At 74.0% G+C, this 17,855-nt stretch carries 21 protein-coding genes; 9 read left to right on the forward strand and 12 right to left on the reverse strand.

Features of this window, described 5'->3' with window-relative positions; genetic code table 11:
- Positions 1 to 54: 54 nt before the first annotated feature.
- On the forward strand, positions 55 to 777 hold the full coding sequence (locus ITJ48_RS16325) for a GntR family transcriptional regulator (RefSeq protein WP_228506915.1): 723 nt from the start codon (positions 55 to 57) through the stop codon (positions 775 to 777).
- On the opposite strand, the gene ITJ48_RS14120 is transcribed toward ITJ48_RS16325, so the two are convergent.
- Both ITJ48_RS14120 and ITJ48_RS14125 read right to left on the reverse strand, forming a co-directional pair.
- The gene (locus ITJ48_RS14120; protein ID WP_370544938.1) at positions 732 to 1,424 is read right to left on the reverse strand and encodes a GntR family transcriptional regulator; all 693 of its coding nucleotides are present in this window, start codon (positions 1,422 to 1,424) and stop codon (positions 732 to 734) included. The two genes, ITJ48_RS16325 and ITJ48_RS14120, sit on opposite strands and share 46 nt — an antisense overlap.
- The gene (locus ITJ48_RS14125; RefSeq protein ID WP_194614131.1) at positions 1,421 to 2,137 is read right to left on the reverse strand and encodes a GntR family transcriptional regulator; all 717 of its coding nucleotides are present in this window, start codon (positions 2,135 to 2,137) and stop codon (positions 1,421 to 1,423) included. Before ITJ48_RS14125 ends, ITJ48_RS14120 begins: the two co-directional genes overlap by 4 nt.
- Positions 2,138 to 2,249: 112 nt before the next feature.
- On the opposite strand from ITJ48_RS14125, the gene ITJ48_RS14130 reads away from it, so the two are divergent.
- The gene (locus tag ITJ48_RS14130; protein WP_194614132.1) at positions 2,250 to 3,170 is read left to right on the forward strand and encodes a rhodanese-related sulfurtransferase; all 921 of its coding nucleotides are present in this window, start codon (positions 2,250 to 2,252) and stop codon (positions 3,168 to 3,170) included.
- Positions 3,167 to 3,652: a pyridoxamine 5'-phosphate oxidase family protein gene (locus ITJ48_RS14135; protein WP_194614133.1), complete on the forward strand. Its 486-nt coding sequence runs from the start codon at positions 3,167 to 3,169 to the stop codon at positions 3,650 to 3,652. The genes ITJ48_RS14130 and ITJ48_RS14135 overlap by 4 nt, the downstream gene beginning before the upstream one ends.
- A gap of 44 nt (positions 3,653 to 3,696) precedes the next feature.
- Here the strand turns inward: ITJ48_RS14135 and ITJ48_RS14140 are convergent, their stop codons facing one another.
- Complete coding sequence (locus tag ITJ48_RS14140; protein ID WP_194614134.1) at positions 3,697 to 4,308, reverse strand: DUF4190 domain-containing protein; 612 nt, start codon at positions 4,306 to 4,308, stop codon at positions 3,697 to 3,699.
- 142 nt (positions 4,309 to 4,450) lie between these two features.
- On the opposite strand from ITJ48_RS14140, the gene ITJ48_RS14145 reads away from it, so the two are divergent.
- The 6 genes from ITJ48_RS14145 to ITJ48_RS14170 all read left to right on the forward strand — a co-directional run bounded on the left by ITJ48_RS14145 (position 4,451) and on the right by ITJ48_RS14170 (position 10,312).
- A complete protein-coding gene (locus tag ITJ48_RS14145) occupies positions 4,451 to 5,476 on the forward strand; it encodes a 6-phosphofructokinase (protein WP_123548256.1) in 1,026 nt (341 codons plus the stop codon).
- 100 nt (positions 5,477 to 5,576) lie between these two features.
- Complete coding sequence (locus ITJ48_RS14150; RefSeq protein WP_194614135.1) at positions 5,577 to 6,068, forward strand: NfeD family protein; 492 nt, start codon at positions 5,577 to 5,579, stop codon at positions 6,066 to 6,068.
- A 117-nt stretch (positions 6,069 to 6,185) separates the two neighbouring features.
- Positions 6,186 to 7,610, forward strand: a complete 1,425-nt coding sequence (locus ITJ48_RS14155) for an SPFH domain-containing protein (protein WP_123547445.1) — start codon at positions 6,186 to 6,188, stop codon at positions 7,608 to 7,610.
- 27 nt (positions 7,611 to 7,637) lie between these two features.
- Complete coding sequence (locus ITJ48_RS14160) at positions 7,638 to 8,609, forward strand: MDR family oxidoreductase (RefSeq protein WP_194614136.1); 972 nt, start codon at positions 7,638 to 7,640, stop codon at positions 8,607 to 8,609.
- A 189-nt stretch (positions 8,610 to 8,798) separates the two neighbouring features.
- On the forward strand, positions 8,799 to 9,488 hold the full coding sequence (locus tag ITJ48_RS16330) for a GntR family transcriptional regulator (protein ID WP_228506917.1): 690 nt from the start codon (positions 8,799 to 8,801) through the stop codon (positions 9,486 to 9,488).
- Complete coding sequence (locus ITJ48_RS14170; RefSeq protein ID WP_194614137.1) at positions 9,485 to 10,312, forward strand: ABC transporter ATP-binding protein; 828 nt, start codon at positions 9,485 to 9,487, stop codon at positions 10,310 to 10,312. Before ITJ48_RS16330 ends, ITJ48_RS14170 begins: the two co-directional genes overlap by 4 nt.
- Before the next feature lie 25 nt (positions 10,313 to 10,337).
- Here ITJ48_RS14170 and hemL read toward each other — a convergent pair whose 3' ends face one another.
- From hemL to ITJ48_RS14215, 9 genes are all read right to left on the reverse strand, one after another.
- Positions 10,338 to 11,684, reverse strand: a complete 1,347-nt coding sequence (hemL, locus tag ITJ48_RS14175; protein ID WP_194614138.1) for a glutamate-1-semialdehyde 2,1-aminomutase — start codon at positions 11,682 to 11,684, stop codon at positions 10,338 to 10,340.
- Entirely contained in the window at positions 11,684 to 12,673 is a 990-nt protein-coding gene (hemB, locus tag ITJ48_RS14180) for a porphobilinogen synthase (protein ID WP_133739101.1), read from the reverse strand. The genes hemL and hemB overlap by 1 nt, the downstream gene beginning before the upstream one ends.
- A gap of 102 nt (positions 12,674 to 12,775) precedes the next feature.
- On the reverse strand, positions 12,776 to 13,573 hold the full coding sequence (locus ITJ48_RS14185; RefSeq protein WP_194614139.1) for a uroporphyrinogen-III synthase: 798 nt from the start codon (positions 13,571 to 13,573) through the stop codon (positions 12,776 to 12,778).
- Entirely contained in the window at positions 13,570 to 14,553 is a 984-nt protein-coding gene (gene hemC, locus ITJ48_RS14190) for a hydroxymethylbilane synthase (protein ID WP_194614140.1), read from the reverse strand. The genes ITJ48_RS14185 and hemC overlap by 4 nt, the downstream gene beginning before the upstream one ends.
- Before the next feature lie 4 nt (positions 14,554 to 14,557).
- Positions 14,558 to 15,781, reverse strand: coding sequence for a ferrochelatase (locus tag ITJ48_RS14195; protein WP_194614141.1), 1,224 nt, complete (start codon positions 15,779 to 15,781; stop codon positions 14,558 to 14,560).
- On the reverse strand, positions 15,778 to 16,500 hold the full coding sequence (gene hemQ, locus ITJ48_RS14200; RefSeq protein WP_194614142.1) for a hydrogen peroxide-dependent heme synthase: 723 nt from the start codon (positions 16,498 to 16,500) through the stop codon (positions 15,778 to 15,780). The genes ITJ48_RS14195 and hemQ overlap by 4 nt, the downstream gene beginning before the upstream one ends.
- 151 nt (positions 16,501 to 16,651) lie before the next feature.
- Positions 16,652 to 16,924: a DUF3618 domain-containing protein gene (locus tag ITJ48_RS16335; protein WP_370544939.1), complete on the reverse strand. Its 273-nt coding sequence runs from the start codon at positions 16,922 to 16,924 to the stop codon at positions 16,652 to 16,654.
- A gap of 71 nt (positions 16,925 to 16,995) precedes the next feature.
- The gene (locus ITJ48_RS14210) at positions 16,996 to 17,445 is read right to left on the reverse strand and encodes a phage holin family protein (RefSeq protein ID WP_223269453.1); all 450 of its coding nucleotides are present in this window, start codon (positions 17,443 to 17,445) and stop codon (positions 16,996 to 16,998) included.
- The gene (locus ITJ48_RS14215) at positions 17,442 to 17,693 is read right to left on the reverse strand and encodes a hypothetical protein (protein ID WP_123547434.1); all 252 of its coding nucleotides are present in this window, start codon (positions 17,691 to 17,693) and stop codon (positions 17,442 to 17,444) included. The genes ITJ48_RS14210 and ITJ48_RS14215 overlap by 4 nt, the downstream gene beginning before the upstream one ends.
- Positions 17,694 to 17,855 lie beyond the last annotated feature (162 nt).

Genomic DNA, 17,855 nt, shown 5'->3' on the forward strand with positions numbered 1-17,855 from the left:
CCTGGTGGCGGCGCACGCCCGTGTGATATTTTGCGTACTCCACATTGGAGGAACATGCCTGTGCCGGCCTACGCCACCCGCCATCCTCGACGTCTGCTGCGCGACCTCACGTTCGAGACGATCCGCGACGCCATCGTCGACGGCACCCTGACCCCGGGCGAGCGGCTCTTCGAGGACGACCTCGCCGCGTGGCTCGGCGTCTCCAAGACGCCCGTGAAGGAGGCCCTGGCCCGGCTGTCCGCACAGGGCCTCGTCCAGATCGAGGCCAACCGCTTCACCCGAGTCGCGACCGCGGACGACCTCGACCTGCTCGACACGCTCGAGCTGATCGGCGTCCTGCACGGCGAGGCCGTCCGGTCGCTGCCGCGCGCCGCCTCCGAGGGGGCCGCCCAGCGCGCCGACCGGGCGCTGGCCGTCCTCGACGCCGGCCCGACCTGCCTCGGCCTCGTCGAGGCCAGCGGGGCGTTCCTCGAGCTGGCCCGGAACCCGCTCGTGAGGCGCGCGGCCGAGCCCCTCGACATCCGGGCCGCGTTCCTGTGCCGCCACCTCGCCGTCGACTGGTCGCGCGCCTCCCTCGCGGGCCGCCTGGCGGACCTGAGCCGGTCGCTCGGCTCCCGCGACTGGCCGGGCACCGCCGACGCGCTCCAGCGCGTCTTCCGCAGGTCGTCGCTGCACGACGCGATCATCGCCCTCCCGGCCGCGCCCCCGCCGGTGGCCGACGAGGCGGGCGGTCAGCGCGCACGACCCGGGGGCCCCGGCGCCGTGGCCACCACCTGACTCGTCAACCTCGAGACCACCTCGCCCCACGCGCGGACGTCACGCCCCGAGAGGGCCGCGGCCGCCGACCCCACGAAGTCGTCCCACACGGACAGCTCGAGGACGCATCGTCGCGACAGCAGACCGTGCGCGAGGCGCAGCTCTGCGTCGTCCAGCGCCGCGGTCAGGACCTCGCCCGGCGATCTCGCCGCGAGCCCGCCGACGGCGACGCCCAGGCAGCACAGCAGCGCCGCGGTGACGGGACGACCGGAGGCGCGTCGCACCACGGGCCGGACTGCGCCGAGGCCCGAGACGATCGCGTCCAGGGACCCCGGGGCGAGCCGCGGCAGGACCACGGCGGCGGCGACGCCGTGCAGGGAGGCGACCACCGAGGCGCTCTCGCCCAACGACGAGTCGTCGAGACGCCGCACCCTCGTGTAGCGGTTCGCCGAGAGCTCGACGAGGCCGACGCCGCACAGGCGGTCGAGGGCGCTGCGGATCGGCGTGCGAGAGACGCCCAGCCAGCCCACGAGCTCGTCGTCGCGAAGACGCTCGCCGGGCTCGAGCGTGCCGTCGAGCACGGCGTCGCGGAGCACGCGGAACGCGTCCTCGCTGAGGAGCCGGCGTTCGTCGACGACGGCGAGCAGGACCGGCGCGGAGGACGTCACCGTCGCCACCAGGACGGGCGCGGCACCTCGAGGGCGGGGCGCTCCGTCGCCGTCCGGCGTGCGAGACCGTCGATGGCGGAACGCAGGAGGCGTGGGTCGCCGGCGACCACGGCCGCGTCCACCTCGGCGAGGCACGCGGCCAGCGGGCCGACGTCGAGGCACCGCCCGAGCACGGCCGCCTGGTGGTGCAGCCGCGCGCCGAGGTCGCGGAGGAGCTGCCCCGTGACCTCGGGCAGCTCGCCGCCCTCGAGCTGCGCCACGCAGGCGAACGCGGCGTCGACGACGGCGCGGGAGTCACCGGCCCGAGGGCTCGGCGACTCGCGGAACGCCGCGACGGCGGCGGCGCAGCGCTCGAGCGCACGGCGCGCGTCGTGCGACGCCCCGGGGGCGAGGAGCCCGCGCCCGGGGTGAGGCAGCTCGCGCCAGAGCCCGCAGAGCACCACGACGAGCTCGGGGACGACGGACGGGCGGAGCCGGGCCACGCGCGTCCAGCGCTGAGGGGACGCCTCCACGAGGCCGATCTGCTCGAGCCGGACCAACGCGGAGCGGATGGGCGTCCGCGACACCCCCAGCCACACCTCGAGGTCCACGTCGCGCAGCCGGGCGCCGGCGGGCAGGTCGCCCGAGAGGATCGCGGCGAGCAGCCTGTCGTGGACCTCGTCCTTCTGCAGGCGGCGGGCGATGAGCTGCTGTCGTTCGTGCGGAACGGGCACGACGCCTCCTCGTGTGTGGTGTGTGACGTGTACAACACTAGGGCACAGATGCCCTGACGAGGAGGCGCCGCGCTCGTCCTGCCGCACCGGTCCCGTCGACTACGATCCAGCGGTGTCCGTCTCGAAGATCGTCCTGTTCTACGTGTTCGTGCCGCTGGCCGACCCCGACGCCGTGCGGCTCTGGCAGCGCGACCTGGCCGAGTCGCTCGGCCTCCGGGGCCGGGTGCTGCTCTCGCCGGACGGCGTGAACGGCACCCTCGGCGGCGAGATGTCCGCCGTGAAGCGCTGGCTCCGCAAGACCCGGGAGTACGCCCCCTTCCGCGACCTCGACGTCAAGTGGAGCGACGGCGGCGTCGACGACTTCCCGCGGCTCTCGGTGAAGGTCCGCGACGAGATCGTGACGTTCGGCGCCCCCGACGAGCTGGTCGTCGACGGGTCGGGCGTCGTGGGCGGCGGCACGCGCCTCACGCCCGAGGAGCTGCACGAGCTGGTCGCGCGCGAGGACGTCGTCTTCCTCGACGGCCGCAACGAGTTCGAGTCGCGCATCGGCCGGTTCCGCGACGCCGTGGTGCCGGACGTCGCGACGACCCGCGAGTTCGTGGCCGAGCTCGACAGCGGCCGGTGGGACCACCTCAAGGACGAGACCGTCGTCACGTACTGCACGGGCGGCGTGCGCTGCGAGGTCCTCAGCTCGCTGATGAGGTCGCGGGGCTTCGGCAGGGTCTACCAGCTCGACGGCGGCGTGGCGCGCTACGGCGAGCGCTACGGCGACGACGGCCTGTGGGAGGGGTCGCTCTACGTCTTCGACCGGCGCGGCTCCGTCGAGTTCAGCGACCACGCCGCGGTCGTCGGCCGCTGCTCCGTCTGCGGGGAGGCGACCAGCCGGATGCAGAACTGCTCCGACCTGCAGTGCCGCGAGCAGCTGGTCGTGTGCGAGCCGTGCGCGGGACGCGACGTCGTCCTCTGCGACCCGCACCGCGCCTCCGGCGACCGGACCCCTCCCCGGGCCCCCGGCGTAGCGTCTCCCGCATGACTGAGACCAACGACATCTCCCGCGTCGCCGAGGTGCTCGACGCCGGGCGCATCGGCATCCTGACCACCCGCAGCGGCCACGGCCGCCTCGTGAGCCGTCCGCTCGCGATCGTCGACCGCGACTTCGACGGCAGGGTGTACTTCTTCACCCGCGACCCCTCCCCCAAGGTCGACGACATCAAGGCCCACTCGCAGGTCAACGTCGCCGTCGAGACCGGCAAGGGCTGGCTCTCGCTCGCCGGCGAGGCGTCGGTGACGAAGGACTCCGCGCTGGTCGACGAGTTCTGGACGGCCGGCGCCGAGGCGTGGTTCGACGAGGGACGCGACGACCCCACCGTCGCGCTGATCGAGGTCGACGTCGACACGGCCGAGTACTGGGTCAGCAACGAGCCGAAGGCCGTGACCCTGCTGAAGTACGCCAAGGCGGCGCTGACCGGCGGGCACCCGAAGAACGTCGCGGACACGGGCACCGTCCAGCTGTAGCCAGGGTGCCGGGCAGCGCCCGGCGCACCCCGACGGGCGCACGGTCAGCCGCAGGTGACCGTGCGCCCGTCCGCGTCGACGTAGTCGCCCGGGCCGAGCTGGGCGCAGGTCGACGAGAGCCGCGTGACGTAGTCGAGGGCGGAGATGCCCCACACGAGGGTCGCCACGACCACCACGCCCGAGATGACCATGCCCACCAGCGCCAGGGTCGGGGCGTGGCCCGCCTGTCGCGACCGCCGCGCCGAGATCAGCCCGAACACGAGGCCGAGGGGGGCGGCGAAGACGCCGAAGACGACCGAGGCGATCGCGAGGCCGCGACCCGGGTCGTCGCTGCGGGGAGGCCGGCTGTCCCAGAGGTCGTCGTCGTCGAACGACGTGAAGAACGAGCCCTGGCCGCCTGGGGCGTGGGGCGAGGAGGCGCCGGCCGACGGGCTCGTCGGCTGCGGTGCCCAGAGGCTCGCCTCGTCCGACGGGGCCGGCGCCGGGGCAGGAGGCCAGGCCGCCTCGGGGGCGGCGGCGGCCTCGTGGCGGGCCCGCGCCTCCTGGTGCAGGGTCGGAGGCGGCCCCACGACGGACTGCCCACGCTGCTCGCCCGGCACCGGCCGTGCGAACCGCGCCCACGGCGACGGGGGCCGCGGCGGGGGATGGTCGGTCATGCACCGAGGGTAGTACGCGGGCTCGCGGCGCCGGCCGCGCGGGGGCGGGCGCGTGCGCAGGGACCCGCGCACGCAGCCCCGTGCGCCATGATGGGACGCACCTCGGCCCGACCCCGGGCCCGACATGCGACGGAGCGACACGATGCGGATAGGGATCCTCACCAGCGGCGGCGACTGCCCCGGACTCAACGCGGTCATCCGAGGGGCGGTGCTCAAGGGGACGCAGATCCACGGCCAGGAGTTCGTCGGGTTCCGCGACGGCTGGCGCGGGGTCGTGGACGGCGACGTCATGCCCCTCACCCGCAAGGAGATCCAGGGCATCGCGAAGCAGGGCGGCACGATCCTGGGCACGAGCCGCACCAACCCCTTCGAGGGCGCGGGCGGGGTCGAGCGCATCACCGAGAACCTCGAGCGCTTCGGCATCGACGCCATCATGGCCATCGGCGGCGAGGGCACGCTCGCGGCCGCGAAGCGCCTGACCGACGCCGGCCTGAAGATCGTCGGCGTCCCCAAGACCGTCGACAACGACCTCGGCGCCACCGACTACACCTTCGGCTTCGACACCGCCGTGCAGATCGCGACCGACGCCATGGACCGCCTGCGCACCACCGGCGACTCGCACAGCCGCTGCATGGTGGCCGAGGTGATGGGCCGGCACGTCGGGTGGATCGCCCTGCACTCGGGCATGGCCGCCGGCGCGCACGCCATCCTCATCCCCGAGCAGGCCACGAGCATGGACCAGATCGTGGCGTGGGTGCAGTCGGCCTACGACCGGGGCCGCGCGCCGCTGGTCGTCGTCGCCGAGGGCTTCGTGCCCGACCACGAGAGCGACGCGCACTCCGAGCGCGGCCTCGACGCGTTCGGCCGCCCGCGCCTCGGCGGCATCGGGGAGGCGCTGGCGCCGATCATCGAGGAGCGCACGGGCATCGAGACGCGCGCGACCACCCTCGGCCACATCCAGCGGGGCGGCACCCCCACCTCCTACGACCGCGTGCTCGCGACCCGCCTCGGCATGGCGGCCAGCGACTCCGTCGTCGAGGGCCGCTGGGGGCGCATGGTCGCCCTGCGCGGCACGGACATCGTGCACGTGTCGTTCGAGGAGGCGCTCGACAGCCTGAAGACCGTGCCGCAGCACCGCTACGACGAGGCCGCGATCCTCTTCGGCTAGGGCGCGGGTCGCTCCTCCCCCGGGGTCGCGAGGCGTCCGTCCGTCCGTGCTCCGCCGCGCAGGCGATGCGCGAGGCGTCCGGACCTGTCAGTCTCGACGCATGATCACGTTCATCGTCGTGGGGGCGGTCGGGCTCGTCGTCCTCCTCGCCAGCATCGTCGTCGGCGACCTGCTCGACCTGTTCGACGTCGGCGACGGCCTCGTCTCCGGCGTCGCCCTCGGCGCCGCCCTGTCGATCTTCGGGCTGGCCGGGCTCGTGACCACCCAGGCCGGTCTCGACACGGTCTGGACGTACGTGGTCGCCGTGCTCGTGGCGGCGGCCGCGCTCGTGCTCGTGCAGCTCTTCGTCCGCCGGGTCACCCGACGCGAGAGCGGCGGCCACTGGTCGCCCGTCGGCTTCACCGGCACCACCACCGAGGCGACCACGCCGAGCGGCGGCGAGGTCCGCCTCGACGACGTCCGCGAGCTCGAGCGGCGCCTCGCGTACAGCGACGCCCCGATCGCCCGCGGCGTCCGCGTCCGGGTCGTGGCCGAGGCCGGGCCCCGCGTGCAGGTCGAGCCCGTCGACGCCGCAGGCCCCGTCGCCCCCTAGGCCCGTCGCCCCGAAGCCCCGCCGCGCCGCAGCCGCGGGCCTCTCCTCGCCGCACCGGCGCACCCCGACCAGCACCGCTCCAGCCCTGCACCACCCCGCCCCTTGGAAGGAAGCCCTGTGGACTTCATCACCGGAAACACCAGCGTCGTCGCGGTCGTCGTCGCCGTCGTCATCGTGCTCGCCCTGCTGTCGTTCGTCGCCAGCCGCGTGCGCCGCGTCCCGCCCAACGAGGCGCTGATCGTCGTCGGCCGCGGGGCCGAGCGCTCCGAGGGCGGCGGCATCTCGAGCCCCCAGAAGGTGATCATCGGCGGGCGCACGTTCGTCTGGCCGATCTTCCAGGAGGGCTTCACGCTCTCGCTCGAGCAGTACCAGACCCCGGTCGAGGTGCAGGCGATCGACGCCAACTACATCCGCACCGCCGTCAAGGCCACCGTCAACTTCAAGGTGACCGGCACCGAGGACGGCGTCCGCCGGGCGGCCCAGCGCTACCTGCTGCAGCAGCAGCAGCTGCCCGTGATCGTCCAGCAGTCGCTCGAGGGCTCGATCCGCGGGCTGATCGGCGGCCAGCCGGTCGACGACCTCGTCAAGAACTTCTCGCGCCTGGCCGCGGACGCCGTGAACGAGACGAAGGGCGAGCTCGCCGAGCTCGGCCTGCAGATCGAGACCATGAACATCCGCGAGATCGAGACCCCCGGCAGCACGTACCTCGCCGACCGCGGGCGCGCGGAGGCGGCGGTCGCCAAGCAGAACGCCGACGTGGCCGAGGCGGAGGCGGAGCGCATCGCGGCCCTGGCCCGCATCGGCAACACGCAGCAGACGGCCGAGCGCCAGCTGCAGCTCGACGTGCGCCAGGCGCAGATCAAGGCCGAGACCGACCGTGCCAACGCCGAGGCGTCGGCCGCGGGCGAGCTGGCCCGCGCCACGCAGGACAAGCTCGTCGCCGAGCAGGAGAGCATCGCCGTCGCCGAGCAGGCGAAGGTCAACCAGGAGCGCCTCAACATCGACGTGCGCCAGCCCGCCGAGGCCGCCGCCTACGCCTCCGTGCAGAACGCCGAGGCCGAGCGCGACGCGGCCAACGCCGCCGTCGAGGCCGAGGCCTTCCGCCGCACCCAGCTGGCCGACGCCGCCCGTGCGGCCGCCGAGAACGAGGCCGCCGCCGTCGAGGCCGCCGGTCGCGCCGAGGCTGCCGCGATCAGGGCGAAGGGCCTCGCCGAGGCCGAGGCCGTCGACGCGCTGGCCGAGGCCCAGGGCAAGTTCGGCCAGGCGGCGCTCGCGTCGCAGGTCATCTCGCGCCTGCCCGAGATCGCCCGCGAGATGGCCGCCCCGATGGGCAACATCGACGCCCTGACGGTCGTCTCGACCGACGGCGCGAACCAGCTCACGAAGTCGGTCGCGAACAACATGACCCAGCTGCAGGACGTCGTGAAGGCCACCACCGGGCTCGACCTCGTCGGCGCCCTGGGCGGGTTCCTGGGCGCCCAGTCCGGCGCGTCCGCCGCGGCGTCACCGCGCACGACGACGCCGCCGGTCGACCAGCCGTAGGGCGCCGAGGCCGCGTAGCGTGACGGCATGCGTGCCGTCGTCGTCGAGAAGGGTCGGCCTGCTGCCCTGCAGCAGGTCGACCGGGCCTTCCTCGGGCAGGGAGACGTCGTCGTCGACGTCGCCTGGTCGAGCCTGAACTACAAGGACGGCATGGCCCTCTCGGGCGATCCCGGCATCGTGCGGACGAGTCCGCTCGTGCCCGGCATCGACCTCGTGGGCACCGTCGCCGAGTCGTCCTCACCCGACTGGTCGCCGGGCGACCAGGTTCTGCTCAACGGCGCCGGCATCGGCGAGGGCCGCCACGGCGGCTACGCCGAGCAGGCCGTCGTCGACGCCGCGTCGCTCGTCGCGGTGCCGCCGGGCATCTCGCCCCGGCAGGCCGCCGCCGTCGGCACGGCCGGGTTCACCGCGATGCTCAGCGTCCTGCGCCTCGAGCGCGACGTGCGTCCCGGCGACGGCGACGTCGTCGTGACCGGCGCCGCCGGCGGCGTCGGGTCGGTGGCGATCGCGTTGCTGAGCGGTCTCGGGTACTCGGTCACCGCCTCCTCGGGGCGGGCCGACGAGCAGCGCGACTACCTGACGCGCCTCGGCGCCGCGGACGTGATCGACCGCGGCGAGCTCGACCAGCCCGGCCGGCCCGTGCAGTCGGCCCGCTGGGCCGGCGGGGTCGACTCCGTCGGCAGCCACACCCTCGCGACCGTGCTCGCACAGACGGCCTGGGGCGGCACGGTGACCGCCTGCGGGCTCGCCCAGGGCAGCGACCTGCCCACGACGGTGCTGCCGTTCGTCCTGCGCGGGATCTCGCTGGTGGGCGTCAACTCGGTCGACGCCCCCGTCGAGCTCCGTCGCGAGGCCTGGCGGCGCCTCGCCGCCGACCTCGACCTGGGTCTGCTCGACGAGCTCACGACCGAGGTCGCGCTGGCCGACGTGGTCGACCACGGTCCGCAGATCGTCGCAGGATCCGTGCGCGGCAGGATCGTCGTGGACGTCCGCCGCTGACCTCCCGGGGGCCGCGTCGCTGTGGTCCCCGTCCACGCACCGCCGCTAGACTCGCATGATGTATCGGAATGTCCGATGCGTCCCCGCAGCACCCCCAGCACTCTGCAGCACCCCGCCCACCACGGCGGCACAGCGCCAGGCACAGGGAGCCACGCCGTCCGCCCCTTCTCTCGACATGGAGCAACCCGGATGCCGATCCCGAAGACGACCGACCAGCCGCAAGCACCCCGTCGCCTCCTGCGCGACGTCGTCTACGACAAGATGTTCGCGGCGATCATCGACGGCACCCTCGAGTTCGGGGAGCGCCTCAACGACGACCAGCTCGTCGCCTGGCTCGGCGTCTCCCGCACCCCCGTCCGCGAGGCGATCGCGAAGCTGGCCGAGCAGGCGCTCGTCGACATCGAGGCGAACCGGTACACCCGCATCGTCGACCCCACCTTCGACGAGTTCGTCGACACGATGGACGTCGGCTACGCCGTCTGGTCGCTGCTGCTCGAACGTGCCGTGCCGAAGCTCACCAGCGCCCAGCGCGACGAGATCGTCCGCCTCCTCGACGCCCGTGCCGACGCCTTCGCCGCCGAGCAGGACGAGGACGTCGCGGGCATCGTGCGGATGAACGCGATCCTCCTCGAGGCGGCGGCCAGCTCGTCGCTCGTCCGCCTCTGGGCCAGCGGCGGGCCCCGCCTCCTGCTGCTCTCGCGCCGCCCGGTCGCGAACGCGGTCTTCGACCACGCGCAGGCACGCGCCTTCACGGTCGAGCTGCGCGACGCGGTGCGCGACGGCGACGCGGACGCGGCGGCCGCGGCCGTCCGCCTCCAGCCGTCCCACCTGCAGGGCTGGTTCGACGCCGTCCGCGAGGCGGGCGTCTACCGGGCATGACGTCGAGCGCGTCGAGCGCGTCGCGCTCCGTGCTCGACGTGCGCCCCGTGCTCGACGTGCGTTCCGTGCGGGTCGTGCGCCAGGGGCGCGACCTGCTCCACGACGTCTCGCTGCGGGTGCGGGCCGGCGAGCACTGGGCACTCCTCGGTCCGAACGGCGCCGGCAAGACGACCTTGCTGGCGCTCTCCGGCGCGCAGGGCCACCCCACCTCCGGCACCGTCGACGTGCTCGGCCGGCGCCTCGGCCGGGTCGACCTCCGCGAGCTGCGCCAGCACGTCGGCCACGTCGACCCACGTCACCGGATGCTCGGGGACAACACCGTCCGCGAGGTCGTCCTCACCGGCGCGACGGGCAGCAGCGACCCCGCGATGCGGTGGACGCCGACAGCTGCGCAGGTGGCGCGTGCCGACCAGCTGACCGCCTCCGTCGGCCTCGGGGCGCGCCGCGACAGCCGCTGGAGCGTCCTCTCCCAGGGTGAGCGCGGCCGGGCGCTCATCGCCCGGGCGCTGCTGGTCGAGCCGGCCCTGCTGCTGCTGGACGAACCGGCCACCGGCCTCGACGTCGCCGCCCGCGAGCACCTGCTCGACACCGTCGACGGTCTGCGCCGAGAGCGCCCCGAGACCGCGTCGGTCACCGTCACGCACCACCTCGAGGACCTGCCGGCGAGCACCACCCACGCGCTCCTCCTGCGCGACGGGCGCGTCACGGCCTCGGGCACGGCCGAGTCCGTGCTCACGTCGGAGCTCGTCTCGGCGGCCTTCCACCACCCGTTGACGATCGACCGCGTCGACGGGCGCTGGCTGGCGCGCACGCGCCGCCGCTGAGGGCGTCGCGGCCCGAGAGCCGCGGCTACGCGCCGGGGGCCGTGGCCGCCGCGGCCGCCCGCGCCGCAGCCGGCACGGCGTCGAGGATCCGCGACACCGTGGCGTCGTCGTGCGCGGCGGTGACGAACCACGCCTCGTACACCGAGGGAGGCAGGGCCACCCCGGAGTCGAGCATCGAGTGGAAGAACGCCGGGTACCGCCAGGTCTGCTGCGCCCGCACGTCGTCGTAGTCCCGCGGCGGGGTCGCCGTGAAGGCGAACGAGAACAACGAGCCCGCGTGCTGCACGCTGTGCTCGACGCCCTCGGCCGACAGGGCCGCGGAGACCTCGCGCGACAGCGTGTCGGCGACGGCGTCGAGCCGGGCGTAGATCTCGGGGGTCGCCAGGCGCAGGGTCGCGATGCCCGCCGCGACGGCGACGGGGTTCCCGCTCAGCGTGCCGGCCTGGTACACCGGGCCGGTGGGGGCGAGGTGGTCCATCACCTCGGCGCGGCCGCCGAGCGCGGCGAGGGGCATGCCGCCGCCGATCACCTTGCCGAAGGTGACGAGGTCGGGCTGCCAGCCGGCGCCGTCGGGCACGACCTTCGACGCCTCGAGGCCCCACCAGCCGGCCGGGCCGACGCGGAAGCCCGTGAGCACCTCGTCGACGATCAGCAGCGCGCCGTGGCGGCTCGTGATCTCGGACAGGCTGCGGTTGAAGCCACGGTCGGGCGCGACCACTCCCATGTTGGCGGCCGCCGCCTCCACGATGACCGCCGCGATGCGCGGGCCGTGCTCGTCGAAGACGGCCCGGACGGCGTCGAGGTCGTTGTAGGGCAGCACCAGGGTCTGGGCGGCGGTCTCGGCGGTGATGCCGGCCGAGCCGGGCATCGAGAGCGTGGCGACGCCGGACCCGGCCTCGGCCAGGAGCGAGTCGGAGTGGCCGTGGTAGTGGCCGGCGAACTTCACGAGCAGGTCGCGACCGGTGTAGCCCCGGGCCAGGCGGATGGCCGTCATCGTGGCCTCGGTGCCGGTCGACACCATGCGGATCTTGCCGATCGGGCGGGCGTCGCCGACGGCCACGCGCTCGCGCACCAGCTCGGCGAGCTCGGTCTCGGCGGGCGTCGACGCGCCGAACGACAGGCCGCGGGCCGCCGCCTCCTGCACCGCGCGCACCACCTCGGGGTGCGCGTGCCCCAGGATCGCGGGGCCCCACGAGGCCACCAGGTCGACGTACTCGCGCCCCTCGGCGTCGGTCACGTGCGGCCCCTTCGCCCCGACGAGGAACCGAGGCGTGCCCCCGACGCTGCCGTAGGCGCGCACCGGGGAGTTCACCCCGCCCGGGATCGACTGCTTGGCGCGGGTGAAGAAGTGCTCGTTGGCGTGGTCGCCCATCAGATGTCTCCCTTGCGCAGGCGGGTGGCCAGCTCGGTGGCCCAGTAGGTGAGGATCGCGTCGGCACCGGCGCGCTTGATCGACAGCACGCTCTCGTACGACGCGGCGTCGAGGTCGATCCAGCCGTTCGCGGCGGCGGCGTGCATCATCGAGTACTCGCCGCTGATCTGGTATGCCCAGACGGGCACCGGGCTCATCGCCGCGGTCTCGGCCAGCACGTCGAGGTAGCTCATCGCCGGCTTGACCATGACGATGTCCGCGCCCTCGGCGATGTCGAGCTCGACCTCGCGGATGCCCTCGCGACCGTTGGCCGCGTCCTGCTGGTAGGTGCGCCGGTCGCCGACGAGCGTCGACTGCACCGCCTCGCGGAACGGGCCGTAGAAGGCCGAGGCGTACTTGGCCGCGTAGGCGAGCAAGGCCGTGCCGCCGAAGCCGGCGTCGTCGAGGGCCTCGCGGGCCGACCCGATCTGGCCGTCCATCATGCCGCTCATGCCGATCAGCTGCGAGCCGGCCTCGGCCTGCACGACCGCCATCTCGTCGTAGCGGACCAGCGTCGCGTCGTTGTCGACCGAGCCGTCGGCGGCGAGCACGCCGCAGTGGCCGTGGTCGGTGAACTCGTCGAGGCAGAGGTCGGTCTGCACGACGAGGGCGCCCTGCGCCGCGTCGACCGCCACGCGCGTGCCGACGTTGAGGATCCCCTCGGGGTCGGTGGCGCCCGACCCGACCGCGTCCTTCTCGAGCGGCACGCCGAACAGCATGACGCCTCCCACCCCGGCCGCGGCCGCCTCCTCGACGGCACGCGGCAGGCTCGAGAGGCTGTGGTGCACGACGCCCGGCATCGAGCTGATGGCGACGGGCTCGTCGATGCCCTCGCGCACGAACATCGGCAGCACGAGGTCGGCCGGGTGCAGGCGCGTCTCGGCGGTCAGGCGGCGGAGGGCAGGGGTGGCGCGCAGCCGGCGGGGCCGCACGCGGGGGAACTGGGACATGGTCCTTCTCGGGTCGTCGATGGTCGTCGATGGTCGTCGATGTCGGGACCCCGGCACGGTCGAGCCGAGGAGGCGCGGTGCGGGCACCGCGGGAGGGTCGCGTCAGCGACCCCCTCCGTACGCGTCGTCGAGGTCGACCTGGCCGCCCGCGACGGCGTTCTCGACCACCGCCTCCACCAGGGCCGCGGCGGAGCGCGTCTCGGCGATGAGGTGGACGGGCAGGCCGGCCGCGCGGGCGTCGAACGCGGTGCGCGGGCCGATGCAGGCGACGACGGTGCTCTCGGGCAGGGGCGCCAGCTGCGCGGCGATCTGGCGTGCGACGCTGCCCGAGGTCACGAGGAGCACGCTGATGTCGCCGGAGGCGACGTCGCGCACCACGTCGTCGGTGACGGGCACCCCCACGGTGCGGTAGGCCGAGACGAACTCGGCGTCGAAGCCCCGGGCGGACAGGCCGGCGACCAGGGTCGGCTCGGCGATGTCGGACTGGGGCACGAGCACGCGCCCGGCCACGAGCTCCGACGGCCACTCCTTGACGAGGCCGCGGGCGGAGTTGTCGCCCTCGGGGACGAAGTCGACGTGGTAGCCGGCGAGCGTCAGGGCCGCGGCGGTCGTCTCGCCGACCGCCGCGATGCGCGTCGCGGGGATGGGCCGGATGCCGTTGCCGACGAGCACGTCGACCGTCGTGGCGCTGGTGACGACGAGCCACTCGTACACACCCGCCTGCAGGCGTGCCAGGGCGGCGGCGAGCAGCTCGGGCGTCTCGGCGGGCGCGAAGTTGATGAGGGGCGCGATGACGGGCGCCGCGCCGTACGAGCGGAGGGACGCCGAGACGCCGTCGCCCCACTTGCCGCCGCGCGGCACGAGGACGCGCACGCCCTTGAGCGGCTTGGCGGCGGTCACGACGCGCTCCCCAGGGGGTCTCCGCCCGAGGGCCCGCCGCCGATCGGCGCGAGCTCGGCCGCGCCGAGCTCGAGCAGCTCGTCGACGACGCGGCCGGCCACCTCGTGGACGTCGGCGAGCTGGGCCGTGACGGGCCCCTCCTCGAGCGACACCGCGTGCGACGAGCTGATGCGGCGCGAGCCGTCGGGGCTGTAGACCGTGGCGCTGAGCAGCAGCAGGCCGGCGTCGACGACGGCGGTCGCGCCGATGGGCGCCGAGCAGCCGGCCTCGAGCCCGGCGAGGACCTCGCGCTCGGCGGTGACGACGAGACGGGTCTCGACGTGCTCGATGGCCCGGAGCCCGCGGGCAAGGTCGTCGCTGGGGTCGCCCTCGCGCACCTCGACGGCGAGCGCTCCCTGGCCGGGGGCGCTGGGCCACGGGCCGAGGCCGAGCAGGTCGGTCACCGAGGCCGAGCGGCCGAGGCGGCCGAGGCCGGCGGCGGCGAGCACGACGGCGTCCAGGTCGTCCTCGAGGCGACGGAGGCGGGTGTCGACGTTGCCGCGGATCGGCACGACCTCGAGGTCGGGACGCCGGGCGAGCAGCTGGGCCACGCGACGCGGCGAGCCGGTGCCGACCCTCGCGCCCTGCGGCAACGTCTCGAGGGTGAGGCCGTCACGGGCGCAGAGCGCGTCGCGGGCGTCGGCCCGGCCCGGGATCGCCCCGATGTGCAGCCCCGGGTGGGAGGCGGTGGGCAGGTCCTTGAGGGAGTGCACCAGCACGTCGCACTCGTCGGCGAGCAGCGCCTCGCGCAGCGCGCTGGCGAACACGCCCGTGCCGCCGAGCGAGAGCGACTCGCCCGTCGCCTGGGTGCGGTCGCCCTCGGTGTGCACGCGGACGAGCTCGACGTCGTGGCCGGTCGCGGCCGCGAGGCGCTCGGCGACCGTGGTGGACTGCGCGACGGCCAGGGCGCTGGCCCTGGTGCCTACTCGGAGCGTCGCCACGCTCCTACGGCACCAATCCCGAGACGGCGGGCTTGAACCCGAGGCGCACGTTCTCGCAGCAGCCCGGACGGCACACGTCGTACCAGGGGCCGATGTCGGTGAGGTGCGGACGGTCGTCGACGGGGGTGCCCTCGACGCGCTCGAGGACGAGGTCGACGAGGCCGGTCACGTAGTTCGGGTCGATGCCGGGGGTGGGGGTGCGAGTGGCCCAGAAGCCGTTCTTCTCGCTGGTCTCGAGCGCCTCCTCGTCGAGGTCCCACATGACCTCCATGTGGTCGCTCACGAAGCCGAGCGGCACGATGACGACGGCCCGCGTCGGGCCGCCGGCGAGGTCGTCGATGGCGTCGTTGATGTCGGGCTCGAGCCACGGCATCGAGGGCGGGCCGCTGCGCGACTGGTAGACGAGCTGCCAGGGCACGGTCGTGCCGCCGCCGGCGGGCAGGTCGAGCCCGAGACCGGCCTCGGCCGCGGCCATGACGACCTCGGCCACGGCCTTGTGCTGGGCCGCGTACGCGCCCTCGTCGTCGAAGCCACGCGCCTCGGGACCGCTGCGGGCGGCGTCGGTCGACGGGATCGAGTGCGTCGCGAAGAGCACCTGCACCTGGGTCGCGAGGTCGAGGTCGGCGTTCTCGGCGCGGGCCTTCTCGAGGCCCTCGCGGACGCCGTCGATGAAGGGCTGGACGAAGCCGGGGTGGTCGAAGAACTGACGCACCTTGTCGATCATGATCTTGCCCTCGAGCCCGGTCGCCTCGAGCGCCATCGCGAAGTCCTCGCGGTACTGGCGGCACGAGCTGTAGGACGAGTAGGCGCTGGTCGCGACCGCGATGAGCTTGGTGAAGCCGCGCTCGTCGGCCTCGCGCACGGCGTCGGCCATGTACGGGTCCCAGTTGCGGTTGCCCCAGATCACGGGCAGGTCGATGCCGCGCCGCGACAGCTCGCCCTCGAGGGCGGCCTTGAGCTCGCGGTTGTGCTCGTTGATGGGGCTGACGCCGCCGAAGTGGCGGTAGTGCGTCGCCACCTCCTCCAGGCGCTCCTCGGGGATGCCGCGGCCGCGCGTGACGTTGCGGAGGAACGGGATGACGTCGTCCTGGCCCTCGGGCCCGCCGAAGCCGGCGAGGAGGATCGCGTCGTAGTCGGTGGGCACGCTGACGTGCTCGGGCCCCTGCGCGGCGGCGGGGGTGGCAGCCCGGACGAGCTGGCCGTTGGTGATGCCGGTGGTGTCGGTCACGACAGGACCTCGATGATCTCGGTGGTGGTGATGCGACGGCCCGTGTAGAACGGGATCTCCTCGCGGACGTGTCGGCGGGCCTCGGTGTAGCGGAGGTCGCGCATGAGGTCGACGAGCTGCACGAGCTCGGGCGCCTCGAGGGCCAGGATCCACTCGTAGTCGCCGAGGGAGAAGCTGGCCACCGTGTTGGTGAGCACGGCGCGGTGCTCGGAGCCCTGCTTGCCGTGGTCGGCGAGCATCTGACGGCGCTCGGCCTCGGGCAGCAGGTACCACTCGTAGCTGCGGACGAAGGGGTAGACCGTGAGCCACGCCTCCGGCTCCTTGCCGCGCATGAACGCGGGGCTGTGGCTCCGCGAGAACTCGGCGTCGCGGTGCATGCCCATCGCGTTCCAGGTCGGCAGCAGGCCGCCGAGGACGTCGGTGCGCAGGAGGCGGCGGTACGCCGACTGGATCGCCTCGGGGACCTCGCCGTGCAGCCAGATCATCACGTCGGCGTCGGCGCGGAGGGCGCTGACGTCGTAGAAGCCGCGGACGACGACGCCCTCGGAGGCGAGGGCCTCGACGAGCTCGTCGAGCTGCGCGACGTCTTCGTGCTCGGGGGCGTACGGGTTCTGGGGGTCGCGTCGGAGGACTGCCCAGAGGGTGTAGCCGAGGCGCTCGGCAGGAGGGGAATCGGACGTCGGCAGCTCGGGGACTGGCGAGTCGGCGCTGTGACTCATGGGGCCATTCTCCACCTGTACGGGCTGGGAGCCCAACCAGGTTGCGACGTCGTCGAGCGATCTCCGGCCAGCCGCCCGGGGGCCGTCCGACGGGGACGGTCGGGCGGGCTCGCGGCCTGGCTGCCGGTCAGCGCGACCGGACGGCCGCTGGTCAGCGCGACCGGACGGACGCGACGACGACGCCCACGAGCGCCAGCGCGGCGACGCCGGCGCCCGCGACCCAGGGCAGCGGGTCGCGCGAGAACGACGACTTCGCGCGGTGGCCCGCGATCCCGAGCTGCTTGGGGACGTTGAGCTTGTCCTCGAGCTCGTTGAGCGTGGCGGCCAGCTCCGCACGGGTGCGGTCGATGTGGGCCTGGATGTCGCTGCCGTCGGCCTTGTCGGCCTTGTCGCTGTTGTCGTTCTTGGCGGTGCTGTCGCTCACGGGGGTCTCCGATCGGTGCGGGCGGGAGGAGGGGTCGAGCGGGGCTCGCAGGGAGTCGCGGAGGCGGCGGCTCAGAACTCGGTGACGTCGTGCCCCGGGATGGTCCCGACGCCCTTGACGGCCTTGAGGTCGCGCTTGAGGCTCGCGATCGTCTTCTCCGGCACGGCCGGGAGGCCCTTCTTGATGCTCCTGTAGCCGAGGAACGCCAGCAGGGCGGCGACGAGGAGGAGCACGAAGGCCACGATCAGCGCCGACAGCCAGCCGGGCAGCCAGATCGCGATCAGCAGGACGATGCCCGTGAGCAGCACCCCGAGCATGGCGAACACGAAGACCAGCGCGCCGACGAGGAACCCCGCGCCGATGCCGAAGGCCTTGAGCGTGCCGATGATCTCGTACTTGAGCAGGGCGAGCTCGCCCTTGACGAGGTCGGTGACCAGGCTCGGGACGTCCTGGACCAGGGCGAAGAACGAGCGCGACTTGGAGCCGCGTCGGACCTTGTCGCTCCGGGTGGAGTCGGTCACTTCTTCTTCTTCCCGCCTCCGACGGCCTTGACGGCCACCGTCTTCACGCCGTTGACGACCGCGTCGACCGCGTCGGCGGCCTTGGCGCCCGCGAAGTCCTCGGCCTTGACGACCTGACGCTGCACGGCGCGGCTGTTCCACAGCTTCGACGAGTTCGCGGCGATCTGCTCGTAGCGCTCGTGGCCGGCGCGAGCGCCCAGCACGAATCCGACGGCTGCTCCGGCGACGAAGATCAGTTTGCCTCGCATGTCGCTCCATTCATGTGTGGGGGCGCACGGACCGGTGCCCGATGCGCTGTCCCAATGTAGCCCGGTGCCGCCCGCCGCCGCCCGGACGCGCCCGTGCTCGGCCGCCGCGCCGGCCGAGTTGCCCCGAACGGCTGTCCTGGGGCCTCCCGCGCGACCGTTCGG

Origin of the sequence: Frigoribacterium sp. VKM Ac-2530 (assembly GCF_015350835.1) — a bacterium.
In the GTDB taxonomy this organism is placed as follows: Bacteria; Actinomycetota; Actinomycetes; order Actinomycetales; family Microbacteriaceae; genus Frigoribacterium.

Coding starts and splice junctions, on each gene's coding strand:
- ITJ48_RS14215 (WP_123547434.1), bottom strand. CDS start 17,693: ATGCGAGGCAAACTGATCTTCGTCGCCGGAGCAGCCGTCGGATTCGTG.
- ITJ48_RS14170 (WP_194614137.1), top strand. CDS start 9,485: ATGACGTCGAGCGCGTCGAGCGCGTCGCGCTCCGTGCTCGACGTGCGC.
- hemL (WP_194614138.1), bottom strand. CDS start 11,684: ATGGGCGACCACGCCAACGAGCACTTCTTCACCCGCGCCAAGCAGTCG.
- ITJ48_RS14160 (WP_194614136.1), top strand. CDS start 7,638: ATGCGTGCCGTCGTCGTCGAGAAGGGTCGGCCTGCTGCCCTGCAGCAG.
- hemQ (WP_194614142.1), bottom strand. CDS start 16,500: ATGAGTCACAGCGCCGACTCGCCAGTCCCCGAGCTGCCGACGTCCGAT.
- ITJ48_RS14140 (WP_194614134.1), bottom strand. CDS start 4,308: ATGACCGACCATCCCCCGCCGCGGCCCCCGTCGCCGTGGGCGCGGTTC.
- ITJ48_RS16330 (WP_228506917.1), top strand. CDS start 8,799: ATGCCGATCCCGAAGACGACCGACCAGCCGCAAGCACCCCGTCGCCTC.
- ITJ48_RS14135 (WP_194614133.1), top strand. CDS start 3,167: ATGACTGAGACCAACGACATCTCCCGCGTCGCCGAGGTGCTCGACGCC.
- ITJ48_RS14150 (WP_194614135.1), top strand. CDS start 5,577: ATGATCACGTTCATCGTCGTGGGGGCGGTCGGGCTCGTCGTCCTCCTC.
- ITJ48_RS14145 (WP_123548256.1), top strand. CDS start 4,451: ATGCGGATAGGGATCCTCACCAGCGGCGGCGACTGCCCCGGACTCAAC.
- ITJ48_RS16325 (WP_228506915.1), top strand. CDS start 55: ATGCCTGTGCCGGCCTACGCCACCCGCCATCCTCGACGTCTGCTGCGC.
- hemB (WP_133739101.1), bottom strand. CDS start 12,673: ATGTCCCAGTTCCCCCGCGTGCGGCCCCGCCGGCTGCGCGCCACCCCT.